This is a genomic window from Bradyrhizobium glycinis, assembly GCF_016031655.1.
GTDB lineage: Bacteria > Pseudomonadota > Alphaproteobacteria > Rhizobiales > Xanthobacteraceae > Bradyrhizobium > Bradyrhizobium glycinis.
The window spans coordinates 182268-202190 of the sequence record NZ_JACCHQ010000011.1; the positions used below are offsets into that span (position 1 = coordinate 182268).

Consider the following 19923-nt stretch of genomic DNA (forward strand, 5'->3'; position numbering starts at 1 on the left):
CCTAGATGTCGTAATACAAATGGAACTCGTAAGGATGCGGTCGCAGCCGGATCGGGTCGACCTCCTTCTTGCGCTTGTAGTCGAGCCAGGTTTCGATCACATCGGTGGTGAAGACGTCCCCGCGTAGCATGAATGCGTGGTCGCGCTCGAGCGCGTCGAGCGCCTGGTCCAGCGATCCCGGCGTGGACTTCACCTCCTTCGCCTCCGCAGGCAGGAGGTCGTAGAGATTCTTGTCGATCGGGCTGCCAGGGTCGATCTGCTTGTCGATACCGTCGAGGCCCGCCATCAGCATTGCAGCGAAGGCCAGGTAGGGATTGCAGGAGGGATCGGGTGAACGAAACTCGACGCGCTTTGCGCGCGGATTCGGCGAATACATCGGAATCCGGCAGCAGGCGGAGCGATTGCGCTGAGAGTAGACGAGGTTGATCGGAGCTTCATAACCCGGCACGAGGCGCCGGTAGGAGTTCGTGGTGGGGGCGCAGAGCCCGCACAACGCCCAGGCGTGGCTCAAGAGCCCGCCGATATAGTAGCGCGCGAGCTGGCTCAGCTCGGCGTAGTCGCCCTTATCGTAGAACAAATTGGTCTCGCCCTTCCAGAGCGACTGGTGAACGTGCATGCCCGAAGCGTTGTCCTCGAACAGCGGCTTCGGCATGAAGGTCGCGGTCTTGCCATGCTGATGTGCGGTGTTCTTGACCACGTATTTGTAGATCATCAAATTGTCGGCCATGCGGGTCAGCGTGGTGAAGCGCATGTCGATCTCGTTCTGGCCGCCGGTCGCGACCTCATGGTGGTGGGCTTCGATCTGGATTCCTAGAGATTCCATCGTCAGCACCATTTCGGTGCGCAGCGCCTGCATGCTGTCGGTCGGAGGAACGGGAAAATATCCCTCCTTGGGGCGCGGCTTGTGCCCCAGATTCGGCGCCTCCTCGGCGCCGGTGTTCCAGCTGCCTTCGCTGGAATCGATCTCATGCATGGCGTAATTGATGCCCTGACCGTAGCGCACCTCGTCGAAGACGAAAAACTCAGCTTCCGGGCCGAAGTAACTTGTATCGGCGCGACCAGTACCCTTGAGATAGGTTTCAGCCTTCTGAGCGACATAGCGCGGATCGCGGCTATAGGATTGGCCCGTCACGGGGTCGCGGATGTTGCAGATGAGGACCAGCGTCTTTGCCGGGCTGTAGGGGTCGAGGAAGGCCGTCGTCGGATCGGCGACGACCAGCATGTCGCTCTCCTGAATCTCCTGGAAGCCGCGGATCGATGAGCCGTCGAACCCGACGCCCTCCTCGAGCGCATCGATGCTCACCGCGCTCGGCGGGACGGAAAAGTGTTGCCATACCCCCGGTAGGTCAGTGAACCGCAGGTCGATCATCTCGACCTTCTCGTCCTTGATCGCCTTCACGAGATCTTCGGCCGTCGCACATTTTGGAAACATGGCTCGCTCCCTGCATCATTGAGATGCGCGTCTTGCGGGTCGCGTTGCCGCTCAGCCGCAGCCGAACGGCTTGCGACGGATTATGGTCCATACTCCGTTGCCGCCCCTCCAGCCTCAATCCGACTGGGCGGCATTTGCAGTCAGCGGCCAGCTGCTTCAGCTTTGGTGAGGCCCTCGCATCAGCTTCATGGCGTCTTCGATATGCCGCCAGGTCTTGGCGAGCTCAAGCTCGCCCTTCGACTCGAGCTCGATGGCATTCTGGGCGGCTTCCGCAATGGCCTTGGGGCCATGTGCTTCCAGCAACTGTCGAGCATAGTCGTGGATTTCGATTTCTCGCATGGCGTCACCTCCCTCATGTCCCCGGCGCAGTACGAATGACGTGCGGCCCGGGACGATAGACGTCGACACCTATCAAGCGCGGCAAGTCTGCATCCTGGTGCAGGCACTCGCAAGGGCTCTTTCCGGGCATGGGCCGCGAGGATTGGATCCGGCTCCAGTCGCGGCGACACGGCGCAGGTCGGAGGGATGCATTTTCTCAGTTGCGTCACCATCCAACCGGAAGAGAGGAGGTGAGCATCATGCGCGATCCAACATTGGCAAGACGCTGCCAGCCTGTTGGTGGGCCTTTGGCTGGTCCTTTCTTCCTTTATCCTGGGCTGGTCCGGGGCGCCTGTCTGGATCTCCATCGCGCTCGGGCTCGGTGTCATGCTGTTTGCCATCGAGGCATTTGTCATCCCGTCCTATCTGGAAGAATGGGGAGAAATGCTGCTGGGCCTGGCTCTGCTACTGGCACCTTGGACCTTTCGCTATGAGCCGGTATCGGCCACGGTGAGCAGCGTGCTGTCCGGTATACTGGTGATCCTCCTCGCTGGCTGGGAGTTGATGACCGATCGCGATTTCAGCACCTGGTGGCACGATCGCTGGCATCGCCTGGCCGGCTGAAAAGAGGTGCTAGTCTGGCGCTCGCGGACCGCCATTTGCTGGCGGTCGGCAGTTCGAGATCGGCTCGCTCGGGCGCGCTGCCGATGGGAACGATCGTCACTACGCCTCGACGCGAACGCCGGTGCAGGGCCCCGCGTCCTGCACCAGGATCAACCCATCACGATGCTGCCCTCGGCTCGATCGGCTGCCAGATGCTGATCTTGCGTGTCTCCGGCATCAGGAACAGCGCGAGCAGGAAGCATACCGCGGGGACCGCGATCGGATAGATCAACGCGTAGCCGATGCTCCCGGTCGCCGCGAATGCCGCCGACGTGATGAACGGCACCAGCCCGCCACCCCAGCCATTGCCGATGTGGTACGGCACCGAAACCGACGTGTACCGGATCCTGCCCGGAAAGAATTCCGCCAGGAACGCGCCGACCGGCCCGTAGACCATCCCAACGTAGCAAACGAGGATGAAGATGATGAAGATCGCGGTCGGATAGTTGATGTTGCCGGGCTGCGTGACCGCTCCCAGCCATAGATACAGCGGATAGTACGTGATCGCGGCGAGCAGCATGCCGCCCAGGATGACCGGCTTGCGGCCGATCTGATCCGACAGCCAGCCGAAGAAAATCAGGCTCGGTGTGGCAATCAACAGCGCTGCTCCCACGATGTAGGAGGAGGTCAGCGGGTCGACCTTGGAGACCTGCTGAAGGAAGTACAGCGCCCAGAACTGACCGCTGTACCAGACCACGCCCTGTCCAATCAGGACCACGATTGCGATCCCGATGAATTTGACGTTCGCGCTGAGGAATGCCTCCTTCCAGGGATTCCTCGTCATCTGGCCACGGGCCCTGATCTCCTGGAAGATCGGCGTCTCCTGGAGCTGGAGTCGAATGTAGATCGCGATGGCTACCAACAGGAAGGACACCAGGAACGGAACGCGCCAGGCCCACTCGTCGAAGACCTGATTGCCGAACCAGGTCCGTGTCAGGATGATCACCGCCAGTGAGACCACGATGCCGAGAGTCGGAGAAGTCTGCAGCCAGCCCGTGTAGTAGCCGCGCTTGTCATCCGGCACATGCTCCGCGACATAGGTGATGGCGCCGCCATATTCGCCGCCCAGGCACAGACCCTGGATCATGCGCAGGCCGAATAGAAGGAACGCCGCCGTGAGACCGATGGACTGGTAGGTCGGTATCAACCCGATTGCCCCCGTACCCAGTCCCATTCCGCTCAGTGTGATGAGGAACGTATATTTTCGCCCGACCCGATCGCCCATCCATCCAAAGAGGAAAGCTCCCAACGGACGGATCAGGAATCCTGCAGTGAACAGCGCGATCGTGCTGAGGAGAGCCGCAACCGGGTGGGACGGCTCAAAGAACTTGACCGACAGAACTGCGGCCAGGCTGCCAAAGATATAGAAATCATACCATTCGATGACGTTTCCAACCGACGCGGCAACAATCACGCGGCGAAAATCGCTCGGTACTTGAACTGCCATGTGCTGCTCCTATCGAATTCAAACGCTACTCCGGGCGCCTCTTCAGCGCTCATTCGCTCGCGGAGTACGCTTGGCGCGCGACGCTACAGGCGAGAATTGCGAGTGCGTCCGCAACGCCTGGTCTCAGGGACGCTCGAGTCACCTGAGAAAAAGCTCCAGCGGTCTCTTCGATACCGCGAGCTATCACGACCTGCCCGTCTGCCGGGGAGGTATAGAAGCAGTGTAATCCCGCTCGCGCTGGCATCTTATGAGACTTTCGGCTCAATCGACTGAACCGAGGGCTGACCCCCGCGTCGAGAGCAATCGCATCAAGCTGACCAAGAAGGACAGCGGGGGAAGGCAGCCACAAGGGGCACAATCACTTCATCGACGAGGGGCTCGTGGCCGATGTCGAAGGCAACAGGGTCCGGCTGTCCGCCAAGGCGTCGGTGGCCGTGACCATGGAAGGGGAAAAGTACGGAGCTCCGCCGCCTGTTCCTGATCTGTACCGCTATTCGTACGGCTGCACGGTCCGGTAGCCTGCGTACCCGTCGTGTATCGTTGGGTGCAGGGGTATGGCGGAGCCGGGGCGGCCAGGACGCTCCCAGGGAGTTGCCGGGACGTGGCCGGTCGGCCGCGCCGCGCCGGCCGGCGGCATTGCGCCTGCGGGCTTCGGCATCTGGCCGGCGATCGCCGAAACGCTGCGCCAATGGGCGCGCGCCGAGGCCGGGCCTGGCCGGCTGTTGCCGTGGGTGCCGGTCGCCTTCGGCGGCGGCATCGCGCTTTATTTCGCCGCCGATCATGAGCCGGTGCTGTGGGTGGTTGCCGCGACGGCCATCGCGCTGATGCTCGGCGCGGTGCTATTGCGTCGGAGCCGGCTGTTTGCGCCTGCCATCATGCTCGCGGCGGTCGCATGCGGTTTTGCCATGGCGACTTGGAAGACGGCGCGCATCGCTCATCCCGTGCTGGCCAAGCCCCTCTATTCGGTGTCGCTGTCGGGCTTCGTCGAAGCGCGCGATATCCGCGAGCGCACCGATCGCTTCGTGCTGCGCGTCAGCGCGATGGAGGCGCAGCGCAGCGACGTCAAGCTCGAGCGCGTGCGCCTGTCGGTGCGCAAGGGCACGGCGCCGGAGGTCGGCAGCTTCGTGCAATTGAAGGCGCGGCTGATGCCGCCGATCTCGCCGGTGCGTCCCGGCAGCTATGATTTCTCGCGTGACATGTTCTTCCAGGGCATCGGCGCCTCCGGCTTCGTGATGGGCGTGATCACGGCATCGACGCCGCCGGATGCCGGCGGCCTGCGGCTGCGCTACGCCGCCTTCATGCAGGGCCTGCGCGACGCGATCGATGCGCGCATCCGCGCAACGCTCGAGGGCGACAATCGCGCGATCGCAACTGCACTGCTCACGGGACGGCGCGATGCGATCACCGCACCCGTGAACGATGCCATGTTCGTCTCGGGGCTCGGTCATGTGCTGTCGATCTCCGGTTATCACATGGCGGTCGTCGCGGGCGTCGTCTTCTTCGCGGTGCGTGCGCTGCTGGCCTTGATCCCGGGTCTGGCGGCCGGCTTTGCCATCAAGAAATGGTCGGCGGCCGCGGCGCTGGTCGCGGCCGCGTTCTACCTCTTGCTGTCGGGCGCGGAGGTCGCGACGCAACGCTCGTTCTTCATGACGGCGGTGGTGCTGATCGCCGTGATGGTCGACCGCCGCGCCATCACGTTCCGCACGCTGGCCGTGGCGGCGCTGATCGTGCTCGCGGTCGCGCCGGAGGCGTTGGTGCATCCGAGCTTCCAGATGTCGTTCGCGGCAACGCTCGGGCTGGTGGCGCTGGTGCAGATCGGCATGCCGAACCTGCTCGCCTCGCCCGATCATTCCGCCACGGCGCGGATCGCGCTGTGGGGCGGCCGCGAGATCGCGATGCTGTTCCTGGCCTCGCTGATCGCGGGGCTCGCCACCACGCCATACGCCGCCTTCCACTTCCATCGCGTGACGCCGTACGGCGTGCTCGCCAATCTCGGCGCCATGCCGGTGGTCTCGGCGCTGGTGATGCCGGCCGGGCTGCTCGGACTGCTTGCGGCACCCTTCGGGCTCGACGGCGTGTTCTGGTGGTTGATGGGGATCGGCATCGAGTGGATGGTCCTGGTCGCGCGCTGGGTGGCGGCCCTGCCGGGCGCGGTCGGCCGCATTCCCGCCTTCGGCATCGCGCCGCTGATCGCAGCCAGCCTCGGGCTCATCGTGATGGGCCTGTTGCGCACGCCCTTGCGCTGGTCCGGCGCCCTGGTGCTGCTGGCGGCGATCCTCTGGGGGCTGTCGGTGCGGCAGCCCGATATCCTGATTGCCGGCGATGGCGCGAGCGTCGCGGTCCGGGGCGGGGATGGGCGCTTGCACGTGATCCGCGCCAGCAAGGACGGCTTCCTGCTCAAGGAGTGGTTGGCCGCCGATGCCGATCCGCGCGATGCAGGCAACGCCTCATTGGCGAGCGGCGTGTCGTGTGACGAGTCCGGTTGCGTAGCGCCGCTCGCGGACGGACGGCTGATCGCGTTGGCGACGCGCATCGACGCGCTCGCCGATGATTGCAGCCGCACCGCGCTGGTGGTGACGGCGCGGCCCGCGCCGTCCGATTGCGCGGCGATGGTGGTCGATCGGGCGCGTCTTGCCAGTCAGGGCGCACTGGCTCTGACGCGAAGCGGCGAGGGTTTTTCGGTGCAGGCGGTGAGAGCGAGAGGGGCAAGCCGTCCCTGGCTGCCGGCCGGCGCCGGCGAGGGGGATTTCGACGGCAGCCTCGTGCCGAAGGCGGCCGTGCCCCGCAACCGGGACGCAACGCCATCGGAGGCCGACTTGCAGGCCGACGATTGAGGATGATGTGGGGGAAATCGGTCCGACGGGATCACGCAGGACGTAAAACCATACCATCTCGCCGGCCTCGGCCGGCGATGGCATTTCATATCCTGGCCCTCGACCTTGCGGCCGGGGGCGACGACGTCAGCCGATCGGCAGGCGCGTGATCGTAGGCCGCGTGTCGGCGACGATCTGCGGCTTGTGCTCGCGCTCGGGGGCCGGCTGCGTCACGGGCAATTGCAGCACGGTCGCGCGCTGGCCTTCGACGAGCTGCGTCACCAGCACGTATTTGCCGTCGGGGAATTCGATCGCGTCATGATGGCGATCGGGAATATGCGGGTCGATCTTGCCGAACTTGCCGACGCGGGAGTTGACGGTGCGCGTCCAGATCCAGCGGTTGTCGTAACGGACGTTGTCGGCGAAAGCGAGCTCCGTTCCCGGCAGCAGGCAGACCGCGACAGAGAGATCGGCTTCGGAGGCGAAGCCGCGTGTCGAGGTACCGCGGAAGGTTGTCGTGACGATCGTCTCGCCGACTTGTGCGGGGCGGGTCGCAACGGCGTGCAGGCTGTAGTCACACATCGGGGTGCTCCTCATGCGAAGATAGCAACCCGCGCCTCTTCTGAGGCGCAGGCCTCTATCAGAGTGGAAGTATGCAACGCTCTGCTTGGTTATAGGCAAATCTACGGCTGCGATTTGCAAGCTGCAATCACATTATCTTTCCCGAATCCAATAGGAACAAAGCCGACGTCTGTGCATTCTGCCGGCACCATGTCAGCGCCCCGCGGGCGCCGACCAATCCGAGTATTGCCCACTGGAATTCGGAGGCTGTGCGATTGCATTCCGCGCGTTGCGGATATGCCCGTTGGTCGCCGATTGCTCGCGCACATGGCGGTGCGCTTGTGTGGCCATGGCTTGCGATGCCGATGCTGCGATCAGCGCCGCAATGATTGTCCATCAAAGAATTTGGCACATGGCGTCTCCTCGAACTCTCAGGTCGCGAAGCGATGTTGCTTCGCGTGGCGTTTCGAGGATGCATCGCCGGAGCAGGGGCCGGACGATCTGAGCAGAACGGAAAAACCATCCAGCCGGAGCGGAAATGATACGCTCCAACAGGTGTCGAACGACCGCAGGACCGCTCAGTACTTCCGGTAAAGCCCGATCAGCTTGCCCTGAATCTTCACGCGGTTCGGCGGAAGAATGCGGACCTCGTAGGCGGCATTGGCGGGCTCGAGCGCGATCGAGGCGCCGCGGCGGCGGAAGCGCTTGAGCGTGGCCTCCTCGTCGTCGATCAATGCCACCACGATGTCGCCGGTATTGGCGGTCTCGTTGCGCTGGATCAGCGCCATGTCGCCGTCGAGGATGCCGGCCTCGACCATCGAATCGCCGCGAACTTCGAGTGCGTAGTGCTCGCCCGAGCCGAGCATGTCCGGCGGCACGCTGATGGTGTGGCTGCGGGTCTGCAGCGCCTCGATCGGCGTGCCGGCCGCGATGCGGCCCATCACGGGCACCGCGACCGGGCGCTCGCCCTCGTCGGCGGGCGGACTGGAGCTCGCGCGCACCTTGCCGAGATTGCCCTCGATCACGCTCGGGGTGAAGCCACGGCGATTGCCGGCGGCGGCCTGGAGCTCGGGCAGCTTGATCACCTCGATGGCACGGGCACGGTTGGGCAGGCGGCGAATGAAGCCGCGCTCCTCGAGCGCGGTGATCAGGCGATGGATGCCTGACTTGGAGCGCAGGTCGAGCGCATCCTTCATCTCGTCGAAGGACGGCGGCACGCCGCTTTCCTTCAGACGCTCGCTGATGAACCGCAGAAGCTCGTATTGTTTGCGCGTCAACATCTCGACCAAAGTCCCCCGGTTGATGTCGTTCGATTCCGAGACGATGAAGTCGGCAATAAGCCGCTACATCCTCGAAACAAATCATGAACAGACACTATATGTTCGATATGTGTTCCGCAACTGCTTAATTTATAGTGAACGAGGCCAAACTCGCGGAATACGTGTGGCCGGGTGGCTCAGACGGGCAGCCGGAGCACCTCGCAGGGCGTGCCGGCCTCGGCCTTTGGCGCGAACGGTGCGCGCACCAGAAGTACCTGTGCCGCAGCGAGATTCGCAAGCAGAGAGGAGTCCTGGTGGCTGACGGGAAGGGCGACGCGCGTGCCGTCGTCGCGCACCTCCAGCCGCGCACGCAGATAATCCTCGCGCTGGTCGTTGGCGCCGAGATCGCGGCCCAGCACGGCGCGCTCGCGCTGATGATGAATCGCCGAACGGCCCGACAGGGCGCGAATCAAGGGCACCATGAACAGGAAGGCGCACACATATGACGATACGGGATTGCCGGGCAGGCCGATCACGCGCATCGCGCCTATTCGACCGTGCATCATCGGCTTGCCCGGCCGGATCGCGATCTTCCAGAACGCCATCGCGATGCCTTCGCCCTTGAGCGCCTGCTGGACCAGATCGTGGTCGCCGACCGACGCACCTCCGGTCGTGATCAGGATGTCGGCACCGCTCTCGCGTGCGCGGCGGATGCCTGCGGACGTCGCCTCCAGCGTATCGGCGGCAATTCCGAGGTCGATGGTCTCGGCGCCCTCGCTGCGGGCGAGCGCGTGCAGGGCATAGCCGTTGGAATAGACGATCTGGCCGGGACCAGGCGTGGTGCCTGGCATCACGAGCTCGTCGCCAGTGGCGAGAATCGCGACCCTCGGGCGGCGGATGACGGCAAGATGCGGATGGTTCATTCCGGCGGCGAGGGCGAGATCGCGCTCGGTGAGACGGATTCCCTTGCGCAACAGCACGTCGCCTTCGCGGAAGTCGACGCCTGCAGGGCGGATGTGCCGGCCCAAAATGGCGGCTTCGTTGATCGTGACATGCTTGCCGTCGGTAGCCGTGTCCTCCTGGATCACGATGGCATCGGCGCCGTCGGGAACGACGCCGCCGGTGAAGATCCGCACGGCCTCGCCGGGGCCAACGCTTCCTGCGAAGGGCCGGCCCGCGGCGACCTCACCGACGACGATCAGCCTGGAATGGACGGCCGCGTCGGCCGCACGCACGGCATAGCCGTCCATTGCCGACATCGCCTTCGGCGGCTGCGTGCGCCGTGCCGCGACATCGCGGGCGAGCACACGATGGTAGGCCTCGTCGAGGCAAACCATCTCTTCAGCCAGCGGCTCGGCGCCGGCCAGCACCGCGGCGAGCGCGTCAGAAACCGGCATCAGGGCCACGGGCGAACTCCTGCTGGGCACATCAGTCAATGGGCGGCGAGAGTTCTAGCCGACAGCAGGCGTGAGGCAAAGCGGCACGCAGGATGGTTCATCCCTGCGAGATCGCCGGGCCCGATGAGGGCGGCTCAACTCCGCCGCGGCATGATGCGGAAGGCGAGACAGACCGGCACGGGATAGCCATGGCGAGAATGAGAATGACGAGTGCCACGGCCAACAGCGTTCAACGCCCCGTCGGATCGCCCGGACTGACGTCCGCGACGTCGGGCGGCTTGGGACCCTGATCCTTGTCGGGCAGCGGATCGGCCTGGGATTTCAGGTCGGCGGCCTTGCTGATCAGCTTGGCGGAGAGGTCAGAATCCGAGGTGGTTCTGGCGAATTCGAGCAGGAGAGAGGCTTGCTTGGTGAGATAGGTCTTGCCCAGCACGTCGATCGGTCCAATGTAGAAGTCCCCAACGGACTCATGAGTCCGAAAGCTGGTATTCCGTTCCCGGAACTCTGTATAAAAATGCACAAAGTGATCGGGTTCCACATTTTCGGCAAATTTTGTTCCGGGAAGTGAGCGCGCTCCGGGCTTTTCCGCGGCTCAGATACCCAGTGCTTTCAATGCGTTCCCGACATCAAGCGGCGAGGTGACATGCACGGCGGTCAAGCCGCGCGCCCGGGCTCCCTCGATGTTCTCGGCGAGGTCATCGAAGAACACGATACGCTCGGCCGGCACGCCGATCGCCGCCACGACATGGTCGAAGGCCTCGGCATCGGGTTTGCGCAGGCCGATGCTGGAGGACAGATACAGCTCGCGGAAATGGCCGAGCAGACCGGCATATTCCTTCGAGAAATAGTCGACGTGCGGCCGATTGGTGTTGGAGAAAGCGTAGAGCGGCATCTGCTTCGCCGCGCGCGGCAGCAGCTCGGCGATATCAGGCATCTCGCCGGCGAAGATCGCGTTCCAGCCTTCCAGGAATTGCGCATCCGTGATGCCGATCCCGAGCGAGGACCGCAGCGAGGCGAAATAGTCGGCATCGCTGATCTTGCCCATCTCGTGCAGGCGGTAGGCCTCATCACGCACATAACGCGCGATGATGGCCTCCGGCTGACAGCCGGCATGTCCCGCCCAGCAGGCGATCGCCTTGGAGAAGTCGATGTCGAGCACCACGCGCCCGAGGTCGAACAGCAGCGCATCCGCGCTGCCGGGAGAGAGCGATGTCATTGCGTCCTTTTCAACTCCGTATGGTCGTCAGTAACGATAGGGCTCGTGATCGAACAGCGGGAACGCGCTGAACACGCTGGGCGCGTTGGTGGCGGTCGCCGGATGCAGGCAGGATTTGTCGATCTCGGCGAATGAGGTGGCGCCCAGGAGGCCGAGGCAGCGCAGCACCTCGTCTTCGAGCAGCTCCAGCATCCGCGCGACGCCGGCTTCGCCGGCTGCCGCCAGCGCCCAGCATTGCAGCCGGCCGATGCCGACGAGGTCGGCGCCCGCCGCGATCGCCTTGACGATGTCGGTGCCGCGGCAAAAGCCGCCGTCGACCATGATCTTGGCGCGGCCCTTCACGGCGTCGACGATCTCCGGCAGCACGTGCATGGCGCCACGGCCGTGGTCGAGCTGGCGTCCGCCATGGTTGGAGACGTAGATCCACTCGACGCCGTGATCGAGCGCGATCTGCGCATCCTCGGCCGTGGCGATGCCCTTGAGGATCAGCGGAATTTTGAACTTGTCCTTGATCATCTTCACGGTCCGCCATTCCAGGCCCTTCTGGAAATCGCCGCCGGTGGCGCGCAGGCGGCTCTCGCGAACGTAGCGCTTGGCGATGTCACGTTCACGACGGCTGTAATGGGCGGTGTCGACGGTCAGGCAAAAGGCGGCATAGGCGTTCTTCTCGGCCCGGCTGACGACGTCGGCGACGAAGGCATCGTCGCCCCGGACATAGAGTTGATAGAGACGCAATGCATCGGGGGCAGCCTCGGCTGTCGTCTCGAGGCCGGGCTCGGACACCGAGCTCAGCATGTGCGCCGCGCCGAACCTGCCTGCAGCGCGCGCGACGCTCGCCGCGCCATCCGGATCGAAGATCTCGAGTGCGCCAACGGGAGCCAGCACCACCGGCAGACGCAGCTTGCGGCCGAACTGCTCGACACCGCCATCGACCCAGCGCACGTCGCGCAGCACGCGCGGGCGGAAGGCGATCTCGTCGAGAGCCATGCGATTGCGCCGCATCGTGGTTTCGGTTTCGGCGGCGCCGACGATGTAGTCCCAGGCATTCTGGTTGAGGTTGGCGCGCGCCTTCCGGACGAACTCGTGCAGGTTCTGGAACGGCTCGTCGCTGGCACCGAGCTCGACGTTCCGTTCCGGCCGGATGCGGGGCGCTTCATTCATTTTTGTCCTCCCGAGAATTTGAAGTCTTGTCGCCATCGCCTATCGCGTCCGGCCCTCCAAAACCATCCTAAAATCGCATAGCTGCGAGGCGTGGTGGCCCGGACCGGTGCCGTGTTGCTTCAAAGCAGTTTCGGAACGTTGCCAAAAGTTTAGGCCAAGGCGAAGGGATTTCTTCAGTGTGCCCTCAGCGTGGCATCCCGGCCTTGAAGAAACCAGAATGGTATTGTGAGAGATGAGCTGGATCGCCATTTGCATGGCGTCTCCCAAACCCCTCAAGAGAAACGCCAAGCAAAAGGCTCCCTCATGCGGAAAACCCTGCTGTTCCCCCTGGGCGCGCTCACGGGAGCGTGCCTGACCCTTCTGGTAGCCAGCCCGCAGGGCGGCGTATGGGCGGCGCGGGCGGCAGTGAGCGCGGATGATGCCTATTCCCAGCTCAATCTGTTCGGCGCCGTGTTCGAGCGGGTCAAGGCCAGCTATGTCGAGAAGCCGGACAATGCCAAGCTGATCGAGGGGGCGATCACCGGCATGGTGACCTCGCTCGACCCGCATTCGCGCTACATGAACGCCAAGGGCTGGACCGAGATGCAGGAGACCACCTCCGGCGAGTTCGGCGGGCTCGGCATCGAGGTCACGATGGAAGATGGCCTCGTCAAGGTCGTCTCGCCGATCGACGACACGCCGGCTTCGAAGGCCGGCATCATGTCCGGCGATCTCATCGGCAAGATCGACGGCGAGGCCGTGCAGGGCATGACGCTCGAGCAGGCGGTCAACAAGATGAAGGGGCCGGTCGACACCAAGACCAAGCTGACCATCATCCGCAAGGGCGCGGATGCGCCGCTCGACGTTGCGATCACGCGCGAGATCATCCATGTGCGTCCGGTGCGCTTCCGCGTCGAGAACGGCGACATCGGCTATATCCGCATCACCTCGTTCAACGAGCAGACCACCGAAGGCCTGAAGAAGGCGATCGCCTCGGTCTCCAAGCAGGTCCCGCCGGAGAAGCTCGCCGGCTACGTGGTTGATCTGCGCAACAATCCGGGCGGCCTGCTCGACCAGGCCGTGTCGGTATCGAGCGCCTTCCTGCAGCGTGGCGAGGTCGTTTCGACCCGCGGCCGCAGTCCGGAAGAAACCCAGCGCTTCACCGCCCATGGCGGCGACCTCACCAAGGGCAAGCCGATCGTCGTGTTGATCAACGGCGGCTCGGCCTCGGCCTCGGAGATCGTTGCCGGTGCGCTGCACGACCACAAGCGCGCCACGCTGATCGGCACGCGCTCATTCGGCAAGGGCTCGGTGCAGACCATCATTCCGCTCGGCTCCGGCAACGGCGCGCTGGCGCTGACCACGGCGCGCTATTACACGCCGTCGGGCCGCTCGATCCAGGCCCAGGGCATCGCGCCCGACATCGAGATCCTCCAGGACGTGCCGCCCGAGCTGAAGGGCCGGATGGACACCATGGCGGAATCCCAGATGCGCGGGCATCTGTCGGCCGGCGAGGGCGGCGAGCAGACCGGATCACAGTCCTACGTCCCGCCGGAAGAGAAGGACGACAAGGCCCTGCACGCGGCCTACGATTTCCTCCGCGGCGTCACCGCAAATGTCGCCGCCAAGCCTGCGACGAAGGCTGCGGTGCCGAACTAGATCTTACTAGCTCCAGATGATGGATCGCCCGGGAGCGGATGACCGCTTCCGGGCGATTTCGTTTGCAGCGCCGCTTCGAAGAGCTAACCGACCTCGCGGCGGCGGCTCTCGCTGCCTTCGCGCCGGCCGCGCCGGCCGCGGTGCAGCGCGAACAGCTCCAGCATCTTGTCGGCGGGCTTGGCGGCGCTGAACAGATAGCCCTGCATCTCGGAGCAGCCGAGCGTGCGCAAGAGGCGCTGCTGCTCCTCGGTCTCGACGCCCTCGGCCGTCGTGGTCATGCGGCGGGCGGCGGCCAGGTTGACGACGGCCTGAACGATGCTGGCGGAGCCGTCGGGGCGGGCGATGTCCTCGACGAAGCAGCGGTCGATCTTGATCTTGTCGAACGGGAAGCGGTGCAGATAGCTCAGGGACGAGTAGCCGGTGCCGAAATCGTCGAGCGCGATGCGCACGCCGATGGCGCGGAGCTGGTGCAGGATCGCAAGCGCAGCATCGTCGTCGCGGATCAGGACCGCCTCGGTGATCTCGAGCTCAAGCCGGCTCGCCGGCAGGTTCGACGCGGCCAGCGCCGCCATGATCTTCAGCGCCAGCGTGCCGCTCTTGAACTGCACCGGCGAGACGTTGACGGCGAGGCGGATGTCGTCGGGCCAGCTTGCCGCGTCCCGGCACGCGGTCGCCAGCACCCATTCGCCGATCTCGTTGATGAGGCCAGTGTCTTCGGCGATCGGAATGAAGTCGGCGGGCGAGATCCAGCCGCGCTCGGGATGGCGCCAGCGCACCAAAGCCTCGCAGCCGGTGATGCGGTCGTCCTTCAGGCCGAGGCAGGGCTGGTAATAGACCTCGAGCCCGCCTTCGCGACCTCCTTGCGCGATGGCGTGGCGCAGGTCGCTCTCGAGCTGGCGGCGTTCGCGCACCTTGGCGTCCATGTCCGGCTCGAAGAAGCGGTAGGTGCGGCGTCCGGCGGACTTGGCCGCGTACATTGCCATGTCCGCGTTCTTCAGGATCTGGTCCAGCGCCGTGCCGTGCTCCGGCGCGAGCGCAATACCGATGCTGGCGTCGCTGGTGAGATGGTGGCCCATGCAGTCGACCGGCGCGCGGATGGTGTCGAAGATGCGCGCGACGAGCTCGTTGACCTGATCGAGCGACGTCACCGCGCCCTGCACGATGGCGAATTCGTCGCCGCCGAGGCGCGCCACGAAGTCTGCCGGGCCCGCACAGCGGCGGAGGTTGGTCGCGATCGATTTCAACAGCTCGTCGCCGACGAGATGGCCGAGCGCGTCGTTGACGCCCTTGAACTCGTCGATGTCGATGTAATGCACCGCGATCTGCTCGCCGCCGCGGGCCGCGGCCAGCTCCTGCCGCAGATGCTCGTGGAACATGGCGCGGTTGGGCAGGTCCGTCAGCGCATCGTAATGGGCGAGGTGGGTGATGCGCTCCTCGATGCGCCGGCGCTCCGTGATGTCCTCATGGGTCGCCACCCAGCCGCCATCCGCGAGCGGTTCGTTGAGGATGTGAATCGAGCGGCCGTCGGCGGTTTCGACCACCATGGAGTTGCGGAGATGAATGTCCTTCAGGACGCGCGCGACATAGGCATCGACGTCGCCGGTGAACGAGCCGGTTGTTTTGCGATGGGCGATGATGTCGTGGAAGCTGCAGCCGGGCTTCACGACCTTGGCCGACAGACCGTACATTTCGATGTAGCGCTGGTTGCAAACAACCAGCCGTTGCTCGGCGTCGAACAGGAGGAGACCCTGCGTCATGTTGTTGACGGCGCGGTCGAGCCGCTGCTTCTCCAGCGTCAGCCGTTCGCGCGAAAGGCGGTGCTGCTCCAGCAGCTTGCGCACGACCGCAATCAGCACGCCTGCGATCGCGAGCGCGGAAGAGGCCGCGATCGAGATCAGGATGCCGATCTGCTCGCGCCAGTCCGCCAGGGCCGCCGCGCGCGTCGTGGTGGCCATCACCAGGATCGGGAAGTGGGGCAGGGCGCGGGAGGAGATCAGCCGGTCCTCGCCGTCGACGGGGCTGTTGAAGCGGCCGGCGAAATGATCGAGCCCGAACACCCTCTGATGCTCGAACGGTCCGGTCTTGAAGTTTCGTCCCATCAATTCGCCGGAATGCGGATAGCGAGCGAGCAGCGTGCCGTCGCGATGCAGCATCGAGATCGTCGCGCCTTCGCCGAGCACCACGGAGGCGAAGAACTTCTCGAAATTGGCGGGCTCGATTCCGCGTCCGACCACACCGAGGAACTCGCCGCGTGGCCCGACGACCCGCCGGGCCACCAGAATGGTCCATGCACCGGAGATGCGGCTGTGCAGCGGCTCGATCAGGACATCAGGCGCATTGGGATCGTACTTGAAGGTGCGGAAGTAGGCACGATCGGCGACATTCACCTTGGGGGCCGGCCATGCCGTCGAGGAATTGATCAGATTGCCTTCGGCATCGATGATGTTGACGCCACCCATATAGGGCAGCGCCTCGATCTTCGACCGCAGCATCCGGTGCACGTCCTCGCCCGAGAGGCGCTTGCGATAGTCCTCTCCGGTCGTAATTCCGATGCTGCGGACGTGGTCGACGAAATCCTTCTGGATGACGGCGAAATCCTGCAATTGCTGGTCGAAATGATGAGCGAGCAGCAGCACGGTATTCTCCAGCTCGCGGCCGGAATTGCGCAGCGCTCGCTCCCGGAAGTTCTGCGCCATCAGGACCGAGCCTATGGCGATGGCTGCGATCAGCAGCGTGCCGCCCGCCACCAGCCAGCGGATCGGGCCGCTGCGCACGAAGACCTGGTCAAAGAGACGACTGCCGAGTTTCATCTTCATGCTGGATTCGTTGCCGCGCACACGTCAGGATCAATTCAGGACCCTGAGAACATCCGTTGGTTTACGGTGACGGTGTGGAGGTAAAGTTAGGAAGCGCGGTTAACGAGACGTGAATGCTCGCGCGCAAAAGCGATCCATGCGCGCGGCGCGAATATGAATATGGGGTGCCAACACAAACCCGCTTCAGGCGCGGTAATGGCCCGATTTGCCGCCGAGCTTCTCGACCAGATGGATGCCCTCGATGCGCACGCCCCGCTCGACGGCCTTGATCATGTCGTAGATGGTGAGGCAGGCGACCGAGACCGCCGTGAGCGCCTCCATCTCGACGCCGGTCGGCCCCGTCACCTTCACGCTGGCCCGTACCACGCAGCCCGGCAGCTTTGCGTCAGGCTCGATATCGACAATGACCTTCGATAGCGCGAGCGGATGACAGAGCGGGATCAGCTCCGAGGTGCGCTTGGCGGCCATGATGCCGGCGATGCGCGCGGTGCCGAGCACGTCGCCCTTTTTCGCGTTGCCGGACACGATCAGATCGAGCGTCGCCTTGGTCATGACGACGCGCCCCTCGGCGACCGCCAGCCGCTCGGTCGCCGGCTTGTCCGAGACGTCGACCATCCGCGCCTCGCCGGAGGCGCCGATATGGGTGAGGGCGGGGCCGGGGGCGGCCTTGGCCTGCTTCGCCTTGGCTGACCTCTTCCCTGGCTGGCGCGCCATGTCAGCGCGTGCCCGCCGCGCGCGCCGTCGCCTCGCGCGCGAGCAGCGCGCGCGTCGCCGCCGTGACGTCGGCCTGTCGCATCAGGCTCTCGCCGACCAGGAACGTCGACATGCCGACGCGCTCGAGCCGGGCGAGGTCCGCGGGCGTGAAGATGCCGCTCTCGCCCACCATCAGCCGATCCGAAGGGATCAGCGGAGCCAAGGCCTCGCTGGTCGCGAGCGTGGTTTCGAAGGTCCTGAGATTGCGGTTGTTGACCCCGATCATCGGGGAGCGAAGTTTCAGCGCCCGGTCGAGCTCGGCGCGGTCATGGATCTCGATCAGCACGTCCATGCCGTAGGCGAGGGCGGCGTCTTCGAGGTCTCTTGCGGCAGCGTCGTCGAGCGCCGCCATGATGATCAGGATGCAGTCGGCGCCGTGCGCGCGCGCCTCGACCACCTGGTAGGGATCGAACAAGAAATCCTTGCGCAGCACCGGGAGCGAGGTTGCTGTGCGCGCGGCCACCATGAAGTCGAGATGGCCCTGGAACGAGGGCGTGTCGGTCAGCACCGACAGGCAGGCGGCGCCGCCGGCTTCATAGGCCTTTGCGAGTGCCGGCGGGTCGAAATCGGCGCGAATGAGCCCCTTGGAGGGTGAGGCCTTCTTGATCTCGGCGATCAGCGCGTAGCCGCCCTTGGCGTGCTTGGCCTTGATCGCGCGCAGGAAACCGCGCGGTGCGGAGGCCGCCCTGGCCTGTGCCTCGACAGTTGAGAGCGGACGCGCTCGCTTCGCCGCCGCGATCTCCTCGCGCTTGTAAGTCTCGATCTTGGTCAGGATGTCGGACATGCGGGAGTTCAGCTCTTGGAGACCGTGACCAGCTGCTTCAGCTTCGCGTTCGCTGCGCCGCTGTCGATCGAGCGGACGCCGATCGCGACGCCCTCCTTGAGGTCCTTGGCGCGGCCGGCCACGACCAGCGCGGCGGCTGCGTTGAGCAGCGCCACGTCGCGATAGGGGCTCGGCTTGCCGTCGAGCACGCTCTGCAACGCGATCGCGTTGGCATCGGCGTCACCGCCTTTGAGCGCACCGGCCTCGCAACGCGGGAGCCCGGCTTCCTCCGGTGTCACCTCGAAATTCCGGATCTCGCCGTTGTGGAGCGCGGAGACGAAGGTCGGGCCGGTGAGGGTGATCTCGTCGAGACCGTCGGAGCCGTGCACCACCCAGGCGGTGTCGGAGCCGAGGTTCTTCAGCACCTGCGCCAGCGGCTGCACCCATTGCCTCGAGAACACGCCGACCATCTGCCGCTTCACGCCGGCCGGGTTGGACAGGGGGCCGAGCAGATTGAAAATCGTGCGCGTGGCGAGCTCGACCCGGGTCGGGCCGACATTCTTCATGGCGGGATGGTGGGCGGGGGCGAACATGAAGCCGATGCCGCATTCGCGCACGCAGCGGCCGACCTGCTCCGGCTTGAGATCGATCTTTACCCCGAGCGAGGCCAGCACGTCGGCGGCGCCCGAGCGCGACGACAGCGCGCGGTTGCCGTGCTTGGCCACGGGCACGCCGGCGCCCGCGACGATGAAGGACGCGCAGGTCGAGACGTTGACCGAGCCGGAGCCATCGCCGCCGGTGCCGACGATGTCGACCGCCTCGGGCGGCGCCTGGACGGTCAGCATCTTCGAGCGCATCGCCGCGACCGCGCCGGTGATCTCGTCCACGGTCTCGCCGCGCACCCGCAGCGCCATCAAGAGCCCGCCCATCTGCGACGGCGTGGCCTCGCCGCTCATCATGGCATCGAAGGCGGAAGCGGCTTCGTCACGCGACAGGCTGGCGCCGGTCGCCACTTTTCCAATGATCGATTTCAGGTCGTCCATCGCGTGCTTTCAACTCACTGGTTCGCGCCGGTCACCTGCGCGAAGGCGGCCTGATTAATGGTGGTCCCGATATCGGTTTCAAGCTTGTTGACGTAGGAAGCGACCTGCTCCTCGGTCTGGGCGCGGTCGAGGCTCTCCTTCAGCTTCTTGACCGCGTCGGAGGCAAGGTCGACAGCGGGATCGATGATGTCGGTGACGCGGAAGACGATCACCTCGCTGCCGCCGCTCACGGCCGTCTGCCCGATGCCGTCCTTGGCGGTGCGGAAGGCCGCCGCAACGACGGTGCCGGGCACGGGCGAGTCGTCGCGCTTGAAGCCGGTCGCGGTCTCGACCCTGGCGCCGACCGCGGCGGCCTCGTCGGCGAGCTTGCCGCCCGCTTCGAGCTTCTGCACCATCTCGGTCGCCTTGGCCTTCAGCTTGGCCGCGATCTGGTCCTGGCGCCAGCGCGCCTCGACCTGATCGCGGACCTCGTCGAGATTGCGGTCGCGCGAGGGCGTGATGGCGAGCACGTCGTACCAGACATAACCGCCCTTGAACGAGATCGCGTCGTTGTCGACGCCGACATCGGTGTTGAAGGCCTGCGACACCACGTCGAGGCCCTGCGGAATGTTGGCGACGGGCTGGCCGTTCGGGGCGCGGCCAG

At 65.1% G+C, this 19923-nt stretch carries 16 protein-coding genes and 2 pseudogenes; 4 read left to right on the forward strand and 14 right to left on the reverse strand.

All coding sequences use genetic code 11. From position 1 onward, the window contains the following. Position 1: 1 nt before the first annotated feature. Both glnA and HZZ16_RS18285 read right to left on the reverse strand, forming a co-directional pair. Complete coding sequence (gene glnA, locus HZZ16_RS18280; protein ID WP_197950180.1) at positions 2–1432, reverse strand: type I glutamate--ammonia ligase; 1431 nt, start codon at positions 1430–1432, stop codon at positions 2–4. 156 nt (positions 1433–1588) lie between these two features. Continuing rightward, entirely contained in the window at positions 1589–1771 is a 183-nt protein-coding gene (locus tag HZZ16_RS18285; protein WP_074120097.1) for a hypothetical protein, read from the reverse strand. A gap of 279 nt (positions 1772–2050) precedes the next feature. Between HZZ16_RS18285 and HZZ16_RS18290 the strand changes: the two genes are divergently transcribed. Further along, the gene (locus tag HZZ16_RS18290; protein WP_446479844.1) at positions 2051–2374 is read left to right on the forward strand and encodes an SPW repeat domain-containing protein; all 324 of its coding nucleotides are present in this window, start codon (positions 2051–2053) and stop codon (positions 2372–2374) included. Between the two features lie 157 nt (positions 2375–2531). On the opposite strand, the gene HZZ16_RS18295 is transcribed toward HZZ16_RS18290, so the two are convergent. Next, positions 2532–3860 (reverse strand): MFS transporter, encoded by a 1329-nt coding sequence (locus HZZ16_RS18295; protein WP_197950182.1) that lies wholly within the window; start codon positions 3858–3860, stop codon positions 2532–2534. Between the two features lie 292 nt (positions 3861–4152). Here HZZ16_RS18295 and HZZ16_RS18300 point away from each other — a divergent pair. Both HZZ16_RS18300 and HZZ16_RS18305 read left to right on the forward strand, forming a co-directional pair. Further along, positions 4153–4315: pseudogene (locus tag HZZ16_RS18300) on the forward strand (DUF2171 domain-containing protein); the annotation flags it as partial. Between the two features lie 99 nt (positions 4316–4414). Continuing rightward, a complete protein-coding gene (locus tag HZZ16_RS18305; protein WP_197950184.1) occupies positions 4415–6694 on the forward strand; it encodes a ComEC/Rec2 family competence protein in 2280 nt (759 codons plus the stop codon). A 126-nt stretch (positions 6695–6820) separates the two neighbouring features. Here the strand turns inward: HZZ16_RS18305 and HZZ16_RS18310 are convergent, their stop codons facing one another. The 6 genes from HZZ16_RS18310 to HZZ16_RS18335 form a co-directional block, all read right to left on the reverse strand. After that, positions 6821–7255 (reverse strand): hypothetical protein, encoded by a 435-nt coding sequence (locus HZZ16_RS18310; RefSeq protein ID WP_197950186.1) that lies wholly within the window; start codon positions 7253–7255, stop codon positions 6821–6823. Between the two features lie 557 nt (positions 7256–7812). Next, the gene (gene lexA, locus HZZ16_RS18315; protein ID WP_036009965.1) at positions 7813–8514 is read right to left on the reverse strand and encodes a transcriptional repressor LexA; all 702 of its coding nucleotides are present in this window, start codon (positions 8512–8514) and stop codon (positions 7813–7815) included. Positions 8515–8690: 176 nt separating this feature from the next. After that, positions 8691–9899, reverse strand: coding sequence for a molybdopterin molybdotransferase MoeA (locus tag HZZ16_RS18320; RefSeq protein WP_197950188.1), 1209 nt, complete (start codon positions 9897–9899; stop codon positions 8691–8693). A gap of 220 nt (positions 9900–10119) precedes the next feature. Continuing rightward, complete coding sequence (locus tag HZZ16_RS18325) at positions 10120–10323, reverse strand: hypothetical protein (protein ID WP_057030494.1); 204 nt, start codon at positions 10321–10323, stop codon at positions 10120–10122. Between the two features lie 159 nt (positions 10324–10482). Continuing rightward, entirely contained in the window at positions 10483–11106 is a 624-nt protein-coding gene (locus tag HZZ16_RS18330; RefSeq protein ID WP_197950190.1) for an HAD family hydrolase, read from the reverse strand. Between the two features lie 27 nt (positions 11107–11133). Continuing rightward, on the reverse strand, positions 11134–12267 hold the full coding sequence (locus HZZ16_RS18335) for an alpha-hydroxy acid oxidase (RefSeq protein ID WP_197950192.1): 1134 nt from the start codon (positions 12265–12267) through the stop codon (positions 11134–11136). 303 nt (positions 12268–12570) lie between these two features. Between HZZ16_RS18335 and HZZ16_RS18340 the strand changes: the two genes are divergently transcribed. Beyond that, the gene (locus HZZ16_RS18340) at positions 12571–13905 is read left to right on the forward strand and encodes a S41 family peptidase (protein ID WP_197950194.1); all 1335 of its coding nucleotides are present in this window, start codon (positions 12571–12573) and stop codon (positions 13903–13905) included. 83 nt (positions 13906–13988) lie between these two features. Here HZZ16_RS18340 and HZZ16_RS18345 read toward each other — a convergent pair whose 3' ends face one another. The 5 genes and pseudogenes from HZZ16_RS18345 to HZZ16_RS18365 form a co-directional block, all read right to left on the reverse strand. Next, entirely contained in the window at positions 13989–16721 is a 2733-nt protein-coding gene (locus HZZ16_RS18345) for a bifunctional diguanylate cyclase/phosphodiesterase (protein ID WP_197950196.1), read from the reverse strand. A gap of 183 nt (positions 16722–16904) precedes the next feature. Next, entirely contained in the window at positions 16905–17435 is a 531-nt protein-coding gene (moaC, locus tag HZZ16_RS18350) for a cyclic pyranopterin monophosphate synthase MoaC (protein ID WP_197950198.1), read from the reverse strand. A 1-nt stretch (position 17436) separates the two neighbouring features. After that, positions 17437–18258: an indole-3-glycerol phosphate synthase TrpC gene (trpC, locus tag HZZ16_RS18355; RefSeq protein ID WP_197950200.1), complete on the reverse strand. Its 822-nt coding sequence runs from the start codon at positions 18256–18258 to the stop codon at positions 17437–17439. 8 nt (positions 18259–18266) lie between these two features. After that, complete coding sequence (gene trpD, locus HZZ16_RS18360; protein ID WP_197950202.1) at positions 18267–19280, reverse strand: anthranilate phosphoribosyltransferase; 1014 nt, start codon at positions 19278–19280, stop codon at positions 18267–18269. A 14-nt stretch (positions 19281–19294) separates the two neighbouring features. Further along, positions 19295–19923, reverse strand: a pseudogene (locus HZZ16_RS18365) (peptidylprolyl isomerase); the annotation flags it as partial.